Raw genomic sequence first — 17453 nt, 5'->3', positions numbered from 1 at the left:
AAGCGTTAATGAATGTATAGTTAAAATATCCTAAAAACGCGACGGTATTGCTGATATCAATTTTTTGTAGCCTCTGTCTGCGCAGGCACAGCTAGCAAGAAAAATTGATATCAGCAGTGCGTGATGTATTGTTATTACTTTTCACTCACTATAGAGCTCTGAGCTAAAGCTTATCCCATCATTTATGGAGTTTTTAATAAATGACCTAAATTAAAAAAGGGTACATGCATTAGCATATACTACCCTTCTTTTATAAAATTTTTTCGATATTATTAAATACTAATTAGCCGAGTATCTGAATATAAGCGCCGGCTTGTAGTTCTTGTAGCCAGTCTTCTTTGGCTTGCGGAGCAAGGCGCTGATATAGCGCTTGACGTGCCATATTGCGACGGTATTCATCGCTGACATCTTGCTCGCGTTTGCCTTCAACTTTTAGAATGTGCCAGCCAAATTGCGTTTTGAATGGTGCAGAGTAATCACCGACGGCGGTATTCTTCATCATTGTTTCAAACGGACCAATCATTTGCTCTTCACCAACCCAATCCAAATCGCCACCGCGTCCTGCTGAACCGGGATCATCTGAATAAGTTGAAGCTAGGCTCGCAAAGTCGGCTCCTTTACGTAATTGCTCGTAGAGGTCATTGATTTTTTGCTCAGCCAAAGCATCGGTTTGTAGCTCATCGACTTTGACTAAAATGTGACGCGTATGCCACTGCGGCACTAGCATGGTATCACTGGATTTTTTATCAGCCAGTTTGATGATATCAATACCTTCGGGAGTTACTAACGGCGCACTGACGGCGCCAACTTCAAGTTTGGTGATTTCGCTAGCAAGCTCGGTTGGTAGTGCAGCCGCTTTATGAAAGCCCATATCGCCGCCTTGCAACTGAATAGGGTAGCTGCCTTGACTTGCGGCAATGGCTTCTGTGACATCGACATTTGGCGCTTGCAGTCGTGTGCGTAGACGCTGCGCGACTTTTAATGCTTCTTCACGCTGGGCGTCCGACAGACGGCTGTAATCGTCCATATAGGGGATACGTACGTGAATGGTTTGATATTCGCTTTGACTCAAACGCTTGGCTTCAGGAGAGGCCAAAAAGGCATCGATATCTTGTTCGCTGATGCGCACGCGGCTTGCGATTTGGCGCTGCTGCAAGGCTTGAATCGCGGCATCTTCAATCAATTGCGCGCGTAGGGTAGCATAACTGCCTGGTTTTGCGGCGTCCAAACGTTGTTGCAACTCGCCAAGGCTGCTGAGTCCTTCTGCTTGGGCGATTTGAGCCAGCCGCTGATTGATGGCAGCTTCATCAGGATTGAGACCAACTCGTTTGACCATTGAGAGTTGTAATTCACGCATGATGAGGGCGTTTAACACTTCAGACTGCAGCTGGGCTGAAGTGGCAATCGGTTCACCAGCCGCCTGCGCCCTTGCTTGGGTTTGCGCCATGGCAGCGATGAGATCACTTTTTAAGATAGCGTTTTCATTGACCAAGGCAATGATACCGTCCGTACTATTGGCAGGCGTCAAACGTGCGGCGCTATTTTTCTGAGTGCCAGCATCAACGTTTGCAGCTGAAGTTTTTGCAGGCTTAACGGTGGCTGCTTGCGCACTTAGGCTCAGAGCAATAGCGCCCGTCATACCCATAGAAAGCAATACAACTCGGCTTGTCTGACGTAAAGAAAAAAATCTCATGATGCTCCTCATCAATGTCATTGCATCGGATGGTAATCGGTTAAGCCTTAGCCGTTACTCTTCATTTAAGTAGCGGCTAAGGCTGTTTATAATAGGGTGTAAACACTGCTATATGCTGTTATAGCACAAAAGTTACTTGATACATAAACCATCAATCATACGTGAGTCTAAGGATATAGACGACGTTTTATTCATCTTTCCATGCGCTTTGAACCGGCTCAAAGCCCAACACTTTATCAGAAAGTAAGCGTGTTAAGCGGCTGCTACCGCTACCAAGACCGTTGAGTCTGATTTCTGCCATAATCGCTTGTGTTGGTTTGTCTTTGATATTCAAATCATTATAGTAACGACGACCATAAACTGCAAAACCAAAACAGCAATCCTCATAATCAACACCGATTAACGAGTCGAGCATTTTATCACGATTATAATCGTATTGACCTTGCGCCAATACGCGCCAGTTATTATTAATTGGGAAAACCGCTGATGCGGTAAACGCCGATAAAGGTAACTGGTCGGTGTTTTCATCGCGCATACGCTTCACAAAGCCGACGTTAAATAAACTGTTGTCAGATGGCTGATAACGCAGCTCAGTGGTGATATAGTTTAAATCATAGCTATGAGTAAGCGCGCCGCTTACATCGACCCAGACGTTATTATAAGGCTGGGTACTGGTATCCCAAACCAATCCTGAGGAAGAATTCGTCAGCACGGGTTTTTGGTCTTCAAGGGTCACGCGCCCATCATCGATATAAAACTGCTCTGCGATACTACCATCAAAACGTGTCACACCCGTTGCATCGATGTAACGATAATTAATACCGGGTGTAAAGGCATGCAAATCTTGCAAGCGGTCATGACCTAAAAACCAGCTGTCCGAAAACAGTTGCTCGTAGTTGATAGAGGCAATACGGGTATTAAAGTTAGGAATATCGTTTTGGTCTTTATAGGGCGAGTAGGTATATTTTAAGCGCGGACTGAGCAAGCGATAACCGCCTAAAGTATCGTCAAAGGCGCCAAAGGGTGAGCCCGCTTGAGAAAAGTGCAGGCCAGCATCGACACTGACTTGAGGCACAAATACCGATTGGTTGCCGTCATCTTTGCTCAAATCATTGTCCGCCAAGCTGTCTTCATCATAAGAAGTATATAAATGCTGTAAGCTAAGTTTAGGTTTGATATAGCCCCAAGATTTTTCCATCGGATAAACGGCGCTTAATTTATTATAAAAACGCGTGCCACTTTTTTCATTTTCAGAGCCATCATCGATGGATTTTTTAAAATAAGCCGAGTCACTTACGCCTGTGATATCAAAGCTTTTTGCCCATGGTAGACGATAGTCAAGTTTAAGCTGTGGCAAGCGCGAGTACGGCTTGTCTTTATCTTGTAATGGCTGTCCATTATTGTTAAATGCATCGAGCGTTTGGAAAGTCTCGACTTTTAATTCACCATTGACATAATCGTTATAATAATTCACCCGCGCACGGCGTGGTAGGTTTAAGGTATTGTCTGACAAACCCAAGGTATCGAAGTCATTGAGATAATCGGCATCTGACACATAGCTATATTTTGCGTCGCCACTTAAGCGTGGAATACTGGTAGATGACCAGTAATGATCGTAAAAAAAGCTGCTGCGATCTTCGCCGTCATATTTTTTATCGTTGGGCAAATAAGAGCCGTTAAAAATCCCTTCGCCGTACTCCTCAGTTAGATAACGAAACTCACCGGAGAGCATGGGGTTACGGTTGGTATAAACGCGAGTATTAAGGGTGGCGTCGTAGTATGGCGCTAAATTAAAATAATAAGGTACGTCAACTTCAAGTCCGCTTTCACTACCGACACTCGCGCTCGGTAATAAAAAGCCGCTGCTGCGTCTATTGTCTATAGGGAAATTAAAATAGGGTAAATAAAATACCGGTACATCAGCAATTTTAAACGTTGTGTTGTAAGCTTCGCCGCGGCCTGTTTCGGTATCTAAATCGATGCTTTTAGCATCAAACTGCCATTTACGGTTGGTCGGCGGGCAGGTGCTAAACATCACCTCATCAAGCTCATACTGCGTCTCGTTAGGGCGGTTTAAGCGCTTGGCATAGCCGTGTGCTTGCAGCTCTACGCTAGCAAAAGCCACGTCCTTAGCTGTTGATTGTCCAGTTTCGGTATTGTAGTTTAAGCTGTCGGCGACACCGATAAGACCGCCAGTGGAGGCTTTTTCAGTGAGGCTAGACTTAGCGTTTTGACCATTGATATTTTGTCCGTTGCTGTTTTGAAAACGGTTAGCTTCGGCCAAGCCAGCAGCGTTTTTGTTTTGTCCAGTCGCTTGGTCGGTAAACATCACTTTACCCTGTGCGGCTGCGACATTGTTGTTCAAATCGAGTACGATTTTTTCCGCTTCGATATGCTGCGTTCCTTGGTCAACGATGACATTACCAGAAAGCTCGGCGTAGTCGACATTGTCGTAATAGCCATAATCCGACTCTGCAAACAGTGGCGCTTGATTATTAGGAATGCCGTTTAAGTTGGGCGCTGGCTGGCCGTTAGGTGCGCCCGTTTCATTGATCGCACGTTGGTAATTAGGATTTTTTTTAGGATAAACCCATTGACCTTCACAGCGCTGGGCGCTATCGACGCTATTTGGTAGCAGTTTTAAGTCGTTGCCTACAGGTTCAATGGTTTGCGCGGCAAAAGAGTTTTGAATATCGCTGTTATTGCTATCTGCTACGTCATCATTGCTATTATTATGTAACGTAGCGGGATCTGTATCAGGCGTTAATTCATAAAATTCTGCTAAACGTATCAGGCTGTCTTGAATACTTTCGTCATTGACATCAATGCTGCGCTTATTGGATTTGGCTGTGCTGCTGTTATTAACGGGCGCAGTGGTATTGTTTGTTTTAGTAGCGTTGTTGACGGCATTATTATTAACATCAATCCTGTCACTGCTGTCATTAATTGCCGTGATATTTACGTTGTCACTGGTAAATACGTCATCATTGTTGAAAACAGGCGCAGTTGTTAATTGACTGTTTAACGCTTTATTATTAGCATCAGCAGTGCCACTTTGGGTTTGATTGCCCTTTTCAGTAGAGAGGGTATACAAGGTGGCGTCACTACTATTTTCAGTGATTAGTGGCTCAGTCGTCTGTGCATCAACATTGTTATCGACAGGATTAAGAGCCGCACTGACCGTCAAGCTGGTTAAGCCCAAGGCGCCAAATAAAATCAAACGGATGCTTTGGTAAAGCGGAGAATATAACAAGGGCACACCTATGATTGTAGAGCCTATTGGATTGCGATCGTTAAATGACAGGCTATATTTTAACGTTATTTAAAGGCGAATAAACCTATCATTAAGACGATAATCTCGAAAATCGGAACGTTTTACATATAATGACGACTAATCATAGTCAAAAAAAACCAAATCAGCTACACTATTTACCAAAATTTATACGATAGCGGATGATACAGACCTTTTTACGGCTACATAGCCAGTAGATTTTGTCTGCTTAAAGCGGCTGCACTGTTTAGGCGCACGCTCATTATTTTAACAACTATTTGCCCTACATATCACTTATTTATGACTGATATTTAATTTGCGATACTTTTTATGACGGATAAAACCATGACAGTACCTAACGTAACCGCTACGCGCCAGCAGCAGTTAGAGCAATGGTTGCAAGACGTGTTTGCCAACCAAAAATTTATTCTTGATAGTCTGCCGGGTGATGCCAGCGCGCGCCAATATCACCGTATCCAGTTACTTGATAATGATGCTGTCGAAACTGAGCGCTATATTGTCATGGATTCGGCTGACGAACAAGACGCGTTGCAGCAGTTTATTAATGTCGCAAAACTGATGGCGCCAGCAATCAATGTTCCGACGCTCGTCGCTCAAGACGTGGCAAAAGGCTTTTTGATATTGCAAGATTTTGGTACGGTAGAATTTGCTCATCTGCTGGTCGATGCGCCAGCCGCTCAGGTGAATGATTACTATCAATTAGCGCTGCGCACTTTGGTTGCCTTACAAGTGGTGCCAGTGGCGACCGCAAAGACGGATCATCAATTACCAGATTATGATACTGCCCTACTAAACCGTGAGATGAATTTGTTTAGCGAGTGGTTTATTCCTTATATTGGTATAGAGCTTGAGCAAACGCTTTGGGAAAATCTTAAATCGGCTTTAATCGCTGAGATTTTGGTGCAGCCGCAGGTCATCGTCCATCGTGATTATCACAGTCGCAACCTTATGCAAGACCAAGCAGATCATACGCGCTTGGGCGTGATTGATTTTCAAGATGCGGTGATAGGCGCGTATAGCTATGATTTGGTATCATTGGTACGCGATGCTTATGTAGAATGGCCAGAGACTCAGGTATCAAGCTGGATACAGGACTGCTGGCAATTGCAAAAACAGGCAGGGCTGGTAACGGCTGATAATGCAGCGCAGTTTGAAAATGATGTCAATGTCATGGGCGTACAACGGCATTTAAAAGTGCTGGGTATTTTTATCCGCCTGTTTGAGCGTGATGGCAAAAGCCGCTATTTGGCCGATATTCCAAAAGTCATGCGTGACCTGATTTTTGAGCTAGAATGGCTGGCAGAATACGGCAATTCCGATATGCAGCAAGCGGTTACTCCTTTTAATGAGTGGCTGCGAGAGTCTATCTTGCCTGCTTATCAACATAAATTTGTACAACAGTATATTTAAACAGCATGAGCAAAATAAAAACGATGACAGTATTCATCGCTTTTACTTTGTTCAAAACAGTCGATAATGAATAATAGGCAATCATACAGCCAACAACAAGGAGCGTGTATGTCGGTAATAACGCAAGCGATGATTTTGGCGGCTGGCAAGGGTACGCGCCTGCGTCCGCTCACACTCGAGACGCCAAAGCCTTTGGTGGAAGTAGGCGGGCAGCCGCTTATTGTCTGGCATATCAAGGCGCTACAAGCTGCTGGCATTACTGATATCACTATCAATGCCTCGTGGCTTGCAGACAAACTGATGCAGACACTGGGTGATGGTGCAGAGTATGGCGTGACGCTGCATTGGTCGATTGAGGGCGATGAGCCGCTTGAGACTGCTGGTGGGATTTTTAACGCGCTGCAAAACCATAAGCTGCGCGATGAGCCTTTTATCTTAGTCAACTCTGATATTTGGACGACCTATGATTTTGCGCCGTTGCGAGACTATCAGTTAGGCGCTGACCAGCGAGCACATTTATTATTGATTGACAATCCTGAGCATAATAATGGCGGCGACTTTGCTATCAATAATGGACTGGCAAGCGAGCAGCCGATTGCCGATGCGGACAAATATACCTTTGCTGGCATCAGTGTCATCTCACCAAGACTGGTTGATGGGCTGGTAACAGGACAACCGGCAGCCCTTGCGCCACTGCTAAAACAAGCAATGCTAAAGTTCCAAATTACCGCTGAGGTGATTAAAGACAATTGGATAGACGTCGGTACGCCCGAGCGTCTAACACAAATTAATGACTATATAGAAAATAGTGGTGTCGATAATCATCGCGGTGCATAAACGGTTTTACGACAGTTAAAGTTAAAACAAAAAAGCAGCGCTGAATATTTACTATTCAGCGCTGCTTTTTTATGGCGCTAGGTTTTGATAAAAGAGATTTTATACACCCATTGCCAATTTTATTAATTGGGCAATGGTAAAAACAACCAAAAAACCCGCCAAATATAAGCCTATAAACCAAGCCCATTGCGATTGTTTTTTACTGAGTTTTTTCATCACTATCTCCAAACTGCCTTTTAACTCCATGCTATTTTCTAACTTAAAACTACCTTTCTAATCTAAGCCATTTTCTAATAATCAGTCATCACATATTCATGAGCGGATTAAGCTAAGCGCGGCTACTATTCTTACTAGATAGATAATAGCCGCAGCTTATTTAATACATGTGCTCGTGGTCGGTTTTACCTTTAAAAGTATAATACGCGAAAGCCGTGTAACTTAAGATAATAGGTAACATAATACCGGCGCCGATGAGCATAAAGGAGAGCGAAGTATCAGCCGCGGCTGCCTCATAAATCGTCATTTGATACGGTACGATATATGGGAATATCGCCATACAAACGCCGATATAACCCATCAAGAATAATGCAACGGTCAATAAAAATGGACGATACTCGCGCTCAGTGGTTAAATCTTTACGCATAAAGAAGAATAAGAGCAAGACGATAATTGGCATCGGCGCTAGATACAACAGCCCTGGTAAACTAAACCAGCCTTCAAGCGCTTCGATATCTGAAAAATACATGAATATCGTCACCGCAATCATTGCGACGATTAAGGCGGTGAGCAGCCAACCTGATACTTTGCGTGCCCAGACTTGCAGCGTATGTTCGGTTTTGATAATCAGCCATGTAGAACCCAGTAGCGCATAACCGATCAATAGCGCAAAACCGCACATGATAGAGAAAGGTGAGAACCAATCAAAAGGGCCGCCCGTATACAGACGATTGCTGGCCTCTAAACCTTGGACCAGCGCCCCAAGCATAATACCTTGGGCAAACGTCGCAACGACAGAGCCGATAAAAAAGAAACCATCCCAAACGTAGCGATGGGCGGTGGCTTTAAAACGGAACTCAAACGCCACGCCGCGCATAATTAAGCCAAACAGCATAAAGATAACCGGCAGATAAAGACCGCTCATAATGATGCCGTAAGCGACAGGGAATGCGGCGAATAAACCACCGCCGCCCAGTACCAGCCAAGTCTCGTTACCATCCCAAAAAGGCGCGATAGAGTTCATCATGCGGCTACGGTTTTTATCAGAGCCTGCAAACGGAAATAGAATGCCGCAGCCCAAATCAAAACCATCCAGTAAGACGTAGATAAAGACTGATAGCGCAATCAAGCCACCCCAGATTAAGGGTAAATCTAATACATCACCATAGTTAAACATTAGCGTAACCCTCCATCATCGACGTCGTCAGCAGGTTCATCCAAACCTTCTTCAGGCCCTTTGGTTTTATCAGCAGCGCGCTTATCACCGCTTAGCGTGCGACCTTGGGCTTCGGTGACAGAGTGATCATAGAAATGATCATCCGACGGATCCTCGTACGGTTTGGGTCCTTGTGCAATGAGGCGCAAAATATAAAAGCTGCCCGCGCCAAACACAAAGGCATATAGCACAATAAAGCCAATCAAGGTTGTCGCCACTTGCTGCGCTGCGATAGGTGACATACTCTCAGCAGTACGAATAACCCCATATATCGTATAAGGTTGACGACCTGTTTCGGTCACAAACCAGCCGGCAAGTAGCGCTATAAAGCCAAGCGGCGTCATCATCATCCACGCACGGTGGAAGAGCTTACTCTCAGGATCGAACTGCTGCTTTTTAAAGTACTTATAAACACTAAATAAACCGATGAGCACCATCAACATACCAATACCAACCATGATACGAAATGCCCAAAATACAATCATAACGGGCGGCTGATCTTCTGGTGCCCAATTTTTAAGACCTTTAACTTCGCCATCTAGTGAATGGGTGAGAATCAAACCGGAGACATAAGGAATGCTAAGCTCATAGTTATTGGTTTGGTTTTTTTGGTCGGGTATCGCAAATAGCCGCAATGCCGCACCACTCTCATCTTCCCAAATCCCCTCCATCGCCGCGACCTTAGCTGGCTGATGCTCAAGAGTGTTTAAGCCATGCTCATCACCGATGAGGACCTGCGCTGGCGCCACAAATATCGCCATAATCATCGCCATGCCGAGCATGACTCGACCATGCTGCCGATGCTCAACGTGCTTTTTGGACTGTAAATAATAAGCGCCAATACCGCCAACCACAAAGGCGGTGGTTAAAAAGGCTGCCGTCATCATATGGGCATAGCGATAAGGGAACGAAGGATTAAAGATAATTTCAATCCAGTTGGTGGGGTATAACAGACCATCAGCGCCCAGCATAAAACCTTGCGGCGTTTGCATAAAGCTGTTGGCGGCCAAAATCCAAAATCCTGAAATCATGGTACCAATGGCAACGATAGCGGTGGAGGCAAAATGCATACGTTTGCTCACCCGTCCCCAACCAAAGAGCATAATTCCTAAAAAGGAGGCTTCTAAGAAAAACGCCGTTAAGACTTCAAACGCCAATAATGGCCCTAAGATATTACCAGCTCTGTCGGAAAACACGGCCCAGTTGGTTCCGAACTGATAGGACATGACCACACCCGATACCACACCCAGTCCAAATACCACAGCGAAAATCTTAACCCAATGTTTGTATACTTCAACATAAATTGGCTCGCCAGTTCTCAGCCAGCGAAATTCAAGCACGGTCAACCAGCTGGCAAGACCGATAGAAAAAGCGGGGAAGATAATATGCCAGGAAATAACGAAGGCAAACTGAATGCGCGCGAGCATCAACGCATCCATTTGATCAATCATAAATGTAGCGAACATAAACGGTTACCCTTATCTGTTAGCTGAATAGCGTTGGCTTCCATGATACGCGCAAGTCACTGTCCGTAACCGTCCATCAATCAGGGCGCTTATTATTACGGGCAATCGCTAAGTATTAGTTAGCGGCAAATGTAATTAAGATAAAAATTTAACTAAAATAGCGTTCATTACCCTTATGTTTTATTCATTACCGTATGGTAAGACTCAAAAATTTTAGGGCTGACTATTTAGCCAAAGTAAATAATTTATATCCTTATAAACTATTAAATATTCATCAAACGATCGTTTTATTCATAGTAAACGTCTTAGTATTATGCGCTTCACCTTACGCACACGCAAGTTGCACAAGTGTGCTATCACACACCTATGCGTTCATAAACCACTTACAATATTAGCCAATAATCTTTGAAATAATAGTCATTGTTTAACTATTGTTATCAATAGATACCAAACAGTAATATAAAAAAACAAATTTTAATAATAAGAATTTAAAGCTTTTTATATAGGTGAAATTTAGTTTGTATCTTGCTGCTGTAATTGTTGATGTAAAATACGGCGTAAGGTCAAAATAGTTTGTGGGTTTTCTTGGATGCTATGACCGCCGTTGATGACTGTCTCTGACGCCGCACCATCGAGGTGAGCGCTGGTGTAGGGCACGATACCATCTGACAGCTGCTCGGTGAGTGCTTGCCCAATCTCGCCATCGACTGTCACGGCGGCGACCAGGGGTTGACGTGGTAACTCATCACTATCCGTTAACAGCGCATTGCTGTCATCGACATCGATAACGTCCTCTGCATGGTCATTTTCTGCTATCTCCTCAGACAAATCGAGCTTTGCCCCAGCAGGCTGCATTTCTGCCAAACCTCGGGTAATATCAGCATCGTTATTGGCGATGATTGAATGATAGGTGATACGGTCGTTGATACGGATATCTTTGGTTAATTGAATAAAAGACGATTTGTCACTCAATTGACTGGCGCCATTTTGTAAATATAGCGCGCCGAGCGGGTTTTGGGCCAAATCGCCTTGGATGGCCAAGGCTGCTAAGTTATCGGTCACCGTTTTTACCAAACCAACGGGTAGATACACGATGCGGCGTAGCGCGCGCGTGAACCAGCGGTCGGCATAATCGGTACCGCGAAACGGCGACGATAAAAATACCGCCGTATCTACTTGTGGCAAAGTTTTAAGCTCAAAACGCTCTTTTAGCTGCTCTTTGCCCGCAGACTGCTTGATCGCCTCACGTATTTGACGTTTCTCATTCATCGACAGCGCATTTTGGTCGTCAAGTCGGTCCAAATCATCGAGCAAATTTTCGTCAGACAACATCATACGCGCAATGATACCGCCCATACTATGACTGATAATGACGCTGTTTTTGCTGGCGATATTTTGCCCCGTAGGGTCGGTTTTCTCATAAGCGGTATTGATGAGCTTTTGGATTTGATAGCGATTTTCTAAAATAGGCAAGTTGGTTGGATAAAAAATCTGCCAAACTTGATAGTTATTGCGCAGTTTGTCGTCATTAAAAATATCGTTGGTTAAGTTGACCCATGTCGCTGGGCTTGAGGCCAAACCGTGCAGCATGATGATGACGCGCTTATCAGCATCATAAGGTTCGAGCATAAAGAGCTTGGGTAAACTGGTTTCTTTTTTACGGGTAATCAGGTTTAGATAACCGACGCCATCGAGCTGGTTTTCTGCCAACCATAAGCCGTAACCTGCTGAAAAGTTTGCTGCCAGTGGATAATCGTCACCTAAGATATTGGCGCTCTCGCTGCGGTAAGGGTTGTATAAATGAATATCAAGCTGTTTGCTGCTCAGGGTATCAAGCACGCTATTGCCCGTCGGCTTAATCAGCCCGGTCATCAGTAAATGACCGGTCGGATAAATACGCGTACTGGCATCATCACTGTCCAAGCTATCCTTTGAGGGCTCTTTCGAGCTTTCGTTTATATCGCTGGCTGTTAAACGAGGGCTTTCTTGATGCAGTCTGCCCGTCCTATCTGCTAACGACGAGATTAATAATTGACGAATGGTAGTGGTATAGCGGTCGTCCAATGAAGCTACCAAGCTGATACCCAGACCTGGGCGCTTACTAATAGAGTTTAGTCCAGAGAGGCGTAGCTCATAGGTCGAGACCAAATCGGTTAGGGCAGCGGTTTGTTGGTTGGCATTTTTGAGGTAGTTATTTTCGTTGGGCAAATAGACATTGAGATTGTAGTCGTCTATGTGCATTTTCATGACTTTAATTTGGTCAGTTGGTTGCCCCTTGACGGCCGTAAGATTGGCAATTACTGCTTGCTCGCTGCTAGTGGCAGTACTTGCGGACGTCGGTAAATATTCTACCTTGGTATTACCCATCATTTTACCGCCACCATCAGCCGTTTGATAGAGCTGGGTAATCACATCGTTACTGGCAGCGTTATAGATGTCTTGGGTTTGGATATCCATCTCATTTGGAATACGACTTTGCGCGTGTGAGCGTCTGGTTTCTTTATCCGCACCTTCAAAATCATGCTCTAAGCTGTCATAAAATAAATAGGTATAACTGGTTTTAATGGCATCAAATAAACGTTCTTGATAGCCAATCAAGCAGCTATCGGTTCTTTTTTGCTGCGCCTTGGCATCAGTGTCGCTTAAAGGCGCGTTGGCATAATAAGGGTCAATTGGCGGGCGGGCGAGGGCATTGCGGCAGTCTTTAGATTCGCCAAGCTGGCGCGCTTTAGCGTAGTGTAATTCAGCAAATACTGCCAAAGCTGGGCGATAATGTTCATTGAGCATGCTGTCGGTAAGCTGCGTTAGGCAGAGGTTAAACTGCTGCATACACGCTTGCTCATTAAGCCCTGCTGACAATAGGACTGAGGCGGTATCGCTACTCAGTTTGTTATCGGTGATGATATTGCCGCGCTGGGCGGCGATGGTCTTTGCTGAGGGCTCTTTATTGACGGAGACGGTGCTACAGGCAGGCAATATTGCCATGGCGGCGACCACTGCGAGTAGAGCAAAAGGCGTCTTGTTTTTATGCTTATACTTATACTCTAGCGACGGCATATCGTTGGCAGGGTCAGCAAATATCATAGGTCATTCCAGTAATAAGTATCAGCAACGCATCATAAATAAGTGATAAATGTCACATTTATATAGCAGCATGAGTGTAACGTAAGTCGAGCTGTTCGACTATTGTAGTTGTTGTCTTATAGTCAGCTATCTTATATTCATATAGCATGAAATACTATCGAAAATATGGATAGGCAATGCTTAACAAAGCCCACTTAGATATCTCTAAATTAAGCACAAAAAAGCGCGCTCACATTATTAATCATAATTGTAGCGCGCTTTTTTACAGCTCTTTAGAAAACAGTGTGAGCTATCATTTTACCAAATAGCTAACACTTTACGTTTCCATCACAAAGAATTAAGTGCTTGGTTTGATATTAATATCTGGGGCAGGGATATCCCAAATATAGAATTTACCGTCCTCGATGAGCTTGATTTGTTGACGAATAATAGCGTTGTCAGGGTTTTGTTGCGCCAAGCGGCGTAAACGCTCTAGTGCCTTATCACGGCGATCACTTAATAAGTCAGATTGCGCAAGACTCTGCTCAGCTTCGGTATAACCAAGAGTGACGGCTTGATCAAGGTATTTTTGACCTTCTTTAAAGCCGCCACCTTCTGAGAGCATCATGCCATAGATAAAGTTGGCTTCGCCGCTATTTGGTTTAAGTTTGATGGCGCGATCGATATATTGTCCGCCACGTACCGTATATTCTGAGCCTAAATCTAAGTTGCGTCCCATGCCATTGAGTTTGGCGGCACGAACTAAGACATCGTACGAGGCATTTGGCGCTTTAGCATACGGCTCAATCCATTCAGTCAAGACTTTGATTTTTTCACGGGCGTTGTGGCGTTGGGTACGGTTCGGGAAGTTTGGTGGATAATGGCGCGCATTTGGTGAGACTTCTTTGATAAAGTCATCGAGTAAGCTGACGTCCAGTTTATCAGTGCCAAGTCCTTGCTGCTGCGGTATGAGCACGGTAGGGACAAAGCTGATATCTGAAATACTCACTTGCGGGGCTGGGATGTTTGGCAGCTGACCACTGCGTAAATCAATCCCCGTCGCAGTGATAGGACCACGCTCATAAACGCGCGTCGTACCGGTCAACTCGGACGTGTCTGGTGTTGGTACGGCTGGTGGCTGGGCAGCATTTTGCGCAGTGTTTAAAGGCGCACGGTTTGGTTGGGCAATAGCCTGCTGGACATTGCTTTGCTGCGTATTAGGGGCTTGATTATTAGCTGATTGCGCGACGTTAGTTGGTTGAGCGGTACTCTGCTGAACGTTATTTTGAGCGCCAGTCTCAACTCCAACATTGGCTTGAGCGTCAGCTTGCGCCGTGCTGATCGTTGCATTTGGCTTGGCTAGGCGAATGATACGTTTACTAGAATCGATAGCGCTAGGTACTGCTGTGCTGCTCGTAGCGGACGCTGCGGCGGTATTCGCTTCTTCAGCTGCATTTGCCGGCGCTGATAGCAGCATGGTACAAGCGGCAGCGAGTGCCGTTAGGGTCGCAAGCCTAGGCGCTTTACTAGAGTGGGGCGCTTTATTAGAAATAGGGGTTTGGCTGATGGGTTTCATAAAAATAATTACCTTTTAATCGTTGTCGTTTATCAGTTATTGTAGTTACTGACTTGTTATCTATTCATCCATTGATTGATCGTTAGGTTTTGGCATTCCGTAAAATCGTACAAATTTTTCATACCCTAGCAAATTAATCTGACTGCTAACAGTAGTAGGATTGTTAAAAGCACAGAATAATGCCGTCTGTAGCCACTAAAAAAGGATGCAGATTAGTAGCGCCTGCGTATTATAGATGATAAACGCTTATAAATGATAAGCAGTGGCTTTCATGCGATTGGCCATCCAGCGCATCGTGTGGCGCACCAGTGGCGACAATGCCGCGCCGCCATTGGCCAGCGCCAACTCGCGGTGATGTAATTCTTCAATATCCATTTGCGCCAGTATTTCTCTTGAGCGTCGATCTTGCGGTGGCAATTGACCGATATGGTCTTGCAAATGCTCACTAACTTGCGCTTCGGTTTCGGCAACAAAGCCCAAGCTAAACTCGTTAGAAATCGCCCCTGCTACCGCGCCAAGCCCAAATGACATGCCGTACCATAAAGGCGTAAAAATACTAGGATGGCTACCAAGCTCATCTAATCGTACCTCGCACCACACCAAATGATCGACTTCTTCTTCAGCCGACTGTTGCATGGCTTGCTTGACGTCATCGTTTTTTGCGGCAAACGCTTGCCCGTGATACAGCCCTTGGGCGCAGACCTCGCCCGTATGATTGATACGCATCAAGCCTGCGACATGACGGGCTTCGTTGATACTTAGCTCAGGAATCTCATCACTGCTAACAGGCAGCGGGCGAGTGCTAGGATTTGAATGCGGTACAACCGCTCGCAATGCTTTATCTACGCCAAGTAATAGCTGGTCAATTTTTGATAAGGAACGCTGCGCCATGATTCACTCCTGATGGCTGTATGAATTATAAATAGAACTTATGATGAATAGGTTTAAGCTATTTAATAGGCCACTAAACCTATCAGACAACACTTATCGAACCACTATAACAAACAATAGACAATCTCGGCAGCGAAATTATTGGCTTGCCGATTCATATTGCGTTTGGCGCTAGTCGTATCGATTCTGCTCGTCATCATGGGTTTGGATAACGGCGTGTTTGACATGTTTATTAAGCTTGAAATATAAAAATATACCAAAAATAATATTTAATATACCGGTGACTAAAAACAGTTGCGGCAAATTTAGACCCAGCGCATTTAATACCACAATCGAGAAAATCGCCGAACACACCATAAAAATGGCATTAAAGATATTATTGGCACCGACGATACGCGCGCGATGGCTTTTTGGCGCATAAGCCTGCATAGAGGCATATAAAGGCACGATATATAAACCGCCGCTAAAGCCCAAAAAGAATAAGTCGGCAAATACGCGCCAGCTACCGCTCATACCCCATAAATCACTGATACCAAATAAGGTAGCCGAGCTGACACTGAGTTTGAGCCCTGACAAAGAAAAATATAAATCAATGGCAAAAATGCTCAAACCTGCAATGCCAAAGGGCAGTAAGCGCAAGCTGACTTGGTTTTTGGTCAAGGATTTGCACAGTAGTGAGCCAATCGACACCCCAACTGAAAATAGCGTTAATAAGAAAATCACCACGGACTCATCGCCATGCAAAATGACTTTGCTAAATTCTGGCGTTTGGGTCAAAAACGTCGCGCCATAAAACCAAAACCAGCTATTACCAAGAATGACAAAGAATAAAAAAGGCAACGAGTATAAATAACGCACCGTCGCCATACTGGTGGTAAAGATATTCCAATTAATCTTCAAATCAGGCTGCATCGCTGGCATGGTGGGAATAAAACGGGCGGCAAAATAGCCTATCGCCGCAACAAAAAGCACCGTCACACTTATCCAAAATAGCGGCTGGGTAATTTGGGTCAATACCCCAGCGATAATCATACCAAGCAAAATGGCAAGCGAGGTGCCCATTTGAAACAGACCATTGGCACCGACCAGCTCATTTTCCCTCATCGCTTGTGGCAAGTACGCATACTTAATCGGCCCAAAAAACGTCGATTGCGTGCCCATCAAAAACAGCGCCACAAATAACAGCGCGTACCATTCAAAGACAAAGCCGACAGCAGCGATAATCATAATACCTATCTCAAGCAATTTAATTAAGCGCGTCAGTTTTGATTTTTCAAACTTATCAGCAATTTGCCCTGCCAATGCCGAAAATAAAAAGTACGGCAAAATAAACAACATCGCCGCCAAGTTATTTAAAATACTGACTTCCATGCCCAATTGGCTGGCAGCAGTATAGGTCAGCACCAGTATCAGTGCTTGCTTAAAGATATTGTCATTAAAAGCACCCAAAAATTGGGTAAAAAACATGGCATTAAACCGGCGATGTTTAAAGAGTTGAAACTGATTGGCCATGAAGATTCCTACAGATGGGTCGCGGCTAATAAAGGAGAAAACAAACTTTTACGCAGTGATTGGCAGATAAACAATTATCAATACTATCAAAAACTTATCGAAATATAGCATAGGTTTTATCGATGTTACGCCGTATAATAGCAAGGCTTTGGTAAAAATACATGCGCACAGTGCTATGATTTGAGAATTAACTAAGTTATGATTTGTAAATTTTAGCCGTCCAAACCTTTAATGTCAGCGAACTGTTCTACGTTTATTCACCGGTAAGACGAGGCGATTGC

The 17453-nt window shown here is 44.6% G+C and carries 11 protein-coding genes; 2 read left to right on the top strand and 9 right to left on the bottom strand.

Going from position 1 to position 17453, the window contains the following annotated elements; translation table 11 throughout:
* Positions 1–283: 283 nt before the first annotated feature.
* Positions 284–1693, bottom strand: a complete 1410-nt coding sequence (locus tag AB8P72_RS09385; RefSeq protein ID WP_369957670.1) for a peptidylprolyl isomerase — start codon at positions 1691–1693, stop codon at positions 284–286.
* Between the two features lie 187 nt (positions 1694–1880).
* Positions 1881–4946 (bottom strand): LPS-assembly protein LptD, encoded by a 3066-nt coding sequence (locus AB8P72_RS09380; protein ID WP_068404550.1) that lies wholly within the window; start codon positions 4944–4946, stop codon positions 1881–1883.
* 363 nt (positions 4947–5309) lie between these two features.
* Between AB8P72_RS09380 and AB8P72_RS09375 the strand changes: the two genes are divergently transcribed.
* Together AB8P72_RS09375 and murU are read left to right on the top strand one after the other, a co-directional pair.
* The gene (locus tag AB8P72_RS09375) at positions 5310–6395 is read left to right on the top strand and encodes an aminoglycoside phosphotransferase family protein (protein ID WP_305935468.1); all 1086 of its coding nucleotides are present in this window, start codon (positions 5310–5312) and stop codon (positions 6393–6395) included.
* 108 nt (positions 6396–6503) lie between these two features.
* Complete coding sequence (gene murU, locus AB8P72_RS09370; RefSeq protein ID WP_068404546.1) at positions 6504–7232, top strand: N-acetylmuramate alpha-1-phosphate uridylyltransferase MurU; 729 nt, start codon at positions 6504–6506, stop codon at positions 7230–7232.
* 99 nt (positions 7233–7331) lie between these two features.
* Here murU and AB8P72_RS09365 read toward each other — a convergent pair whose 3' ends face one another.
* The 7 genes from AB8P72_RS09365 to AB8P72_RS09335 form a co-directional block, all read right to left on the bottom strand.
* Positions 7332–7448: a DUF2474 domain-containing protein gene (locus AB8P72_RS09365; RefSeq protein ID WP_102077207.1), complete on the bottom strand. Its 117-nt coding sequence runs from the start codon at positions 7446–7448 to the stop codon at positions 7332–7334.
* Positions 7449–7608: 160 nt separating this feature from the next.
* Entirely contained in the window at positions 7609–8625 is a 1017-nt protein-coding gene (cydB, locus tag AB8P72_RS09360; protein WP_068404544.1) for a cytochrome d ubiquinol oxidase subunit II, read from the bottom strand.
* Complete coding sequence (locus AB8P72_RS09355) at positions 8625–10130, bottom strand: cytochrome ubiquinol oxidase subunit I (RefSeq protein ID WP_068404542.1); 1506 nt, start codon at positions 10128–10130, stop codon at positions 8625–8627. Before AB8P72_RS09355 ends, cydB begins: the two co-directional genes overlap by 1 nt.
* 513 nt (positions 10131–10643) lie before the next feature.
* Entirely contained in the window at positions 10644–13214 is a 2571-nt protein-coding gene (locus AB8P72_RS09350) for an esterase/lipase family protein (RefSeq protein ID WP_369957669.1), read from the bottom strand.
* A gap of 337 nt (positions 13215–13551) precedes the next feature.
* Positions 13552–14769 (bottom strand): hypothetical protein, encoded by a 1218-nt coding sequence (locus tag AB8P72_RS09345; RefSeq protein WP_305935469.1) that lies wholly within the window; start codon positions 14767–14769, stop codon positions 13552–13554.
* Between the two features lie 246 nt (positions 14770–15015).
* Positions 15016–15660: a 2-polyprenyl-3-methyl-6-methoxy-1,4-benzoquinone monooxygenase gene (gene coq7, locus AB8P72_RS09340; RefSeq protein ID WP_068404536.1), complete on the bottom strand. Its 645-nt coding sequence runs from the start codon at positions 15658–15660 to the stop codon at positions 15016–15018.
* Positions 15661–15831: 171 nt separating this feature from the next.
* Complete coding sequence (locus tag AB8P72_RS09335) at positions 15832–17172, bottom strand: MFS transporter (protein WP_068404534.1); 1341 nt, start codon at positions 17170–17172, stop codon at positions 15832–15834.
* Positions 17173–17453 lie beyond the last annotated feature (281 nt).

It is taken from the genome of Psychrobacter sp. CLB018 (assembly GCF_041222815.1).
GTDB lineage: Bacteria > Pseudomonadota > Gammaproteobacteria > Pseudomonadales > Moraxellaceae > Psychrobacter > Psychrobacter faecalis.
Note: the sequence above shows the minus strand (reverse complement) of the source record. Positions and strands in the feature narration are given on the sequence as shown.

What these genes read in the sequence shown, in the direction of transcription:
- AB8P72_RS09375 (WP_305935468.1), top strand. Translation starts at nt 5,310, where the DNA reads ATGACAGTACCTAACGTAACCGCTACGCGCCAGCAGCAGTTAGAGCAA.
- coq7 (WP_068404536.1), bottom strand. Translation starts at nt 15,660, where the DNA reads ATGGCGCAGCGTTCCTTATCAAAAATTGACCAGCTATTACTTGGCGTA.
- murU (WP_068404546.1), top strand. Translation starts at nt 6,504, where the DNA reads ATGTCGGTAATAACGCAAGCGATGATTTTGGCGGCTGGCAAGGGTACG.
- AB8P72_RS09365 (WP_102077207.1), bottom strand. Translation starts at nt 7,448, where the DNA reads ATGAAAAAACTCAGTAAAAAACAATCGCAATGGGCTTGGTTTATAGGC.
- AB8P72_RS09335 (WP_068404534.1), bottom strand. Translation starts at nt 17,172, where the DNA reads ATGGCCAATCAGTTTCAACTCTTTAAACATCGCCGGTTTAATGCCATG.
- AB8P72_RS09350 (WP_369957669.1), bottom strand. Translation starts at nt 13,214, where the DNA reads ATGATATTTGCTGACCCTGCCAACGATATGCCGTCGCTAGAGTATAAG.
- AB8P72_RS09355 (WP_068404542.1), bottom strand. Translation starts at nt 10,130, where the DNA reads ATGTTCGCTACATTTATGATTGATCAAATGGATGCGTTGATGCTCGCG.
- AB8P72_RS09345 (WP_305935469.1), bottom strand. Translation starts at nt 14,769, where the DNA reads ATGAAACCCATCAGCCAAACCCCTATTTCTAATAAAGCGCCCCACTCT.
- AB8P72_RS09385 (WP_369957670.1), bottom strand. Translation starts at nt 1,693, where the DNA reads ATGAGATTTTTTTCTTTACGTCAGACAAGCCGAGTTGTATTGCTTTCT.
- cydB (WP_068404544.1), bottom strand. Translation starts at nt 8,625, where the DNA reads ATGTTTAACTATGGTGATGTATTAGATTTACCCTTAATCTGGGGTGGC.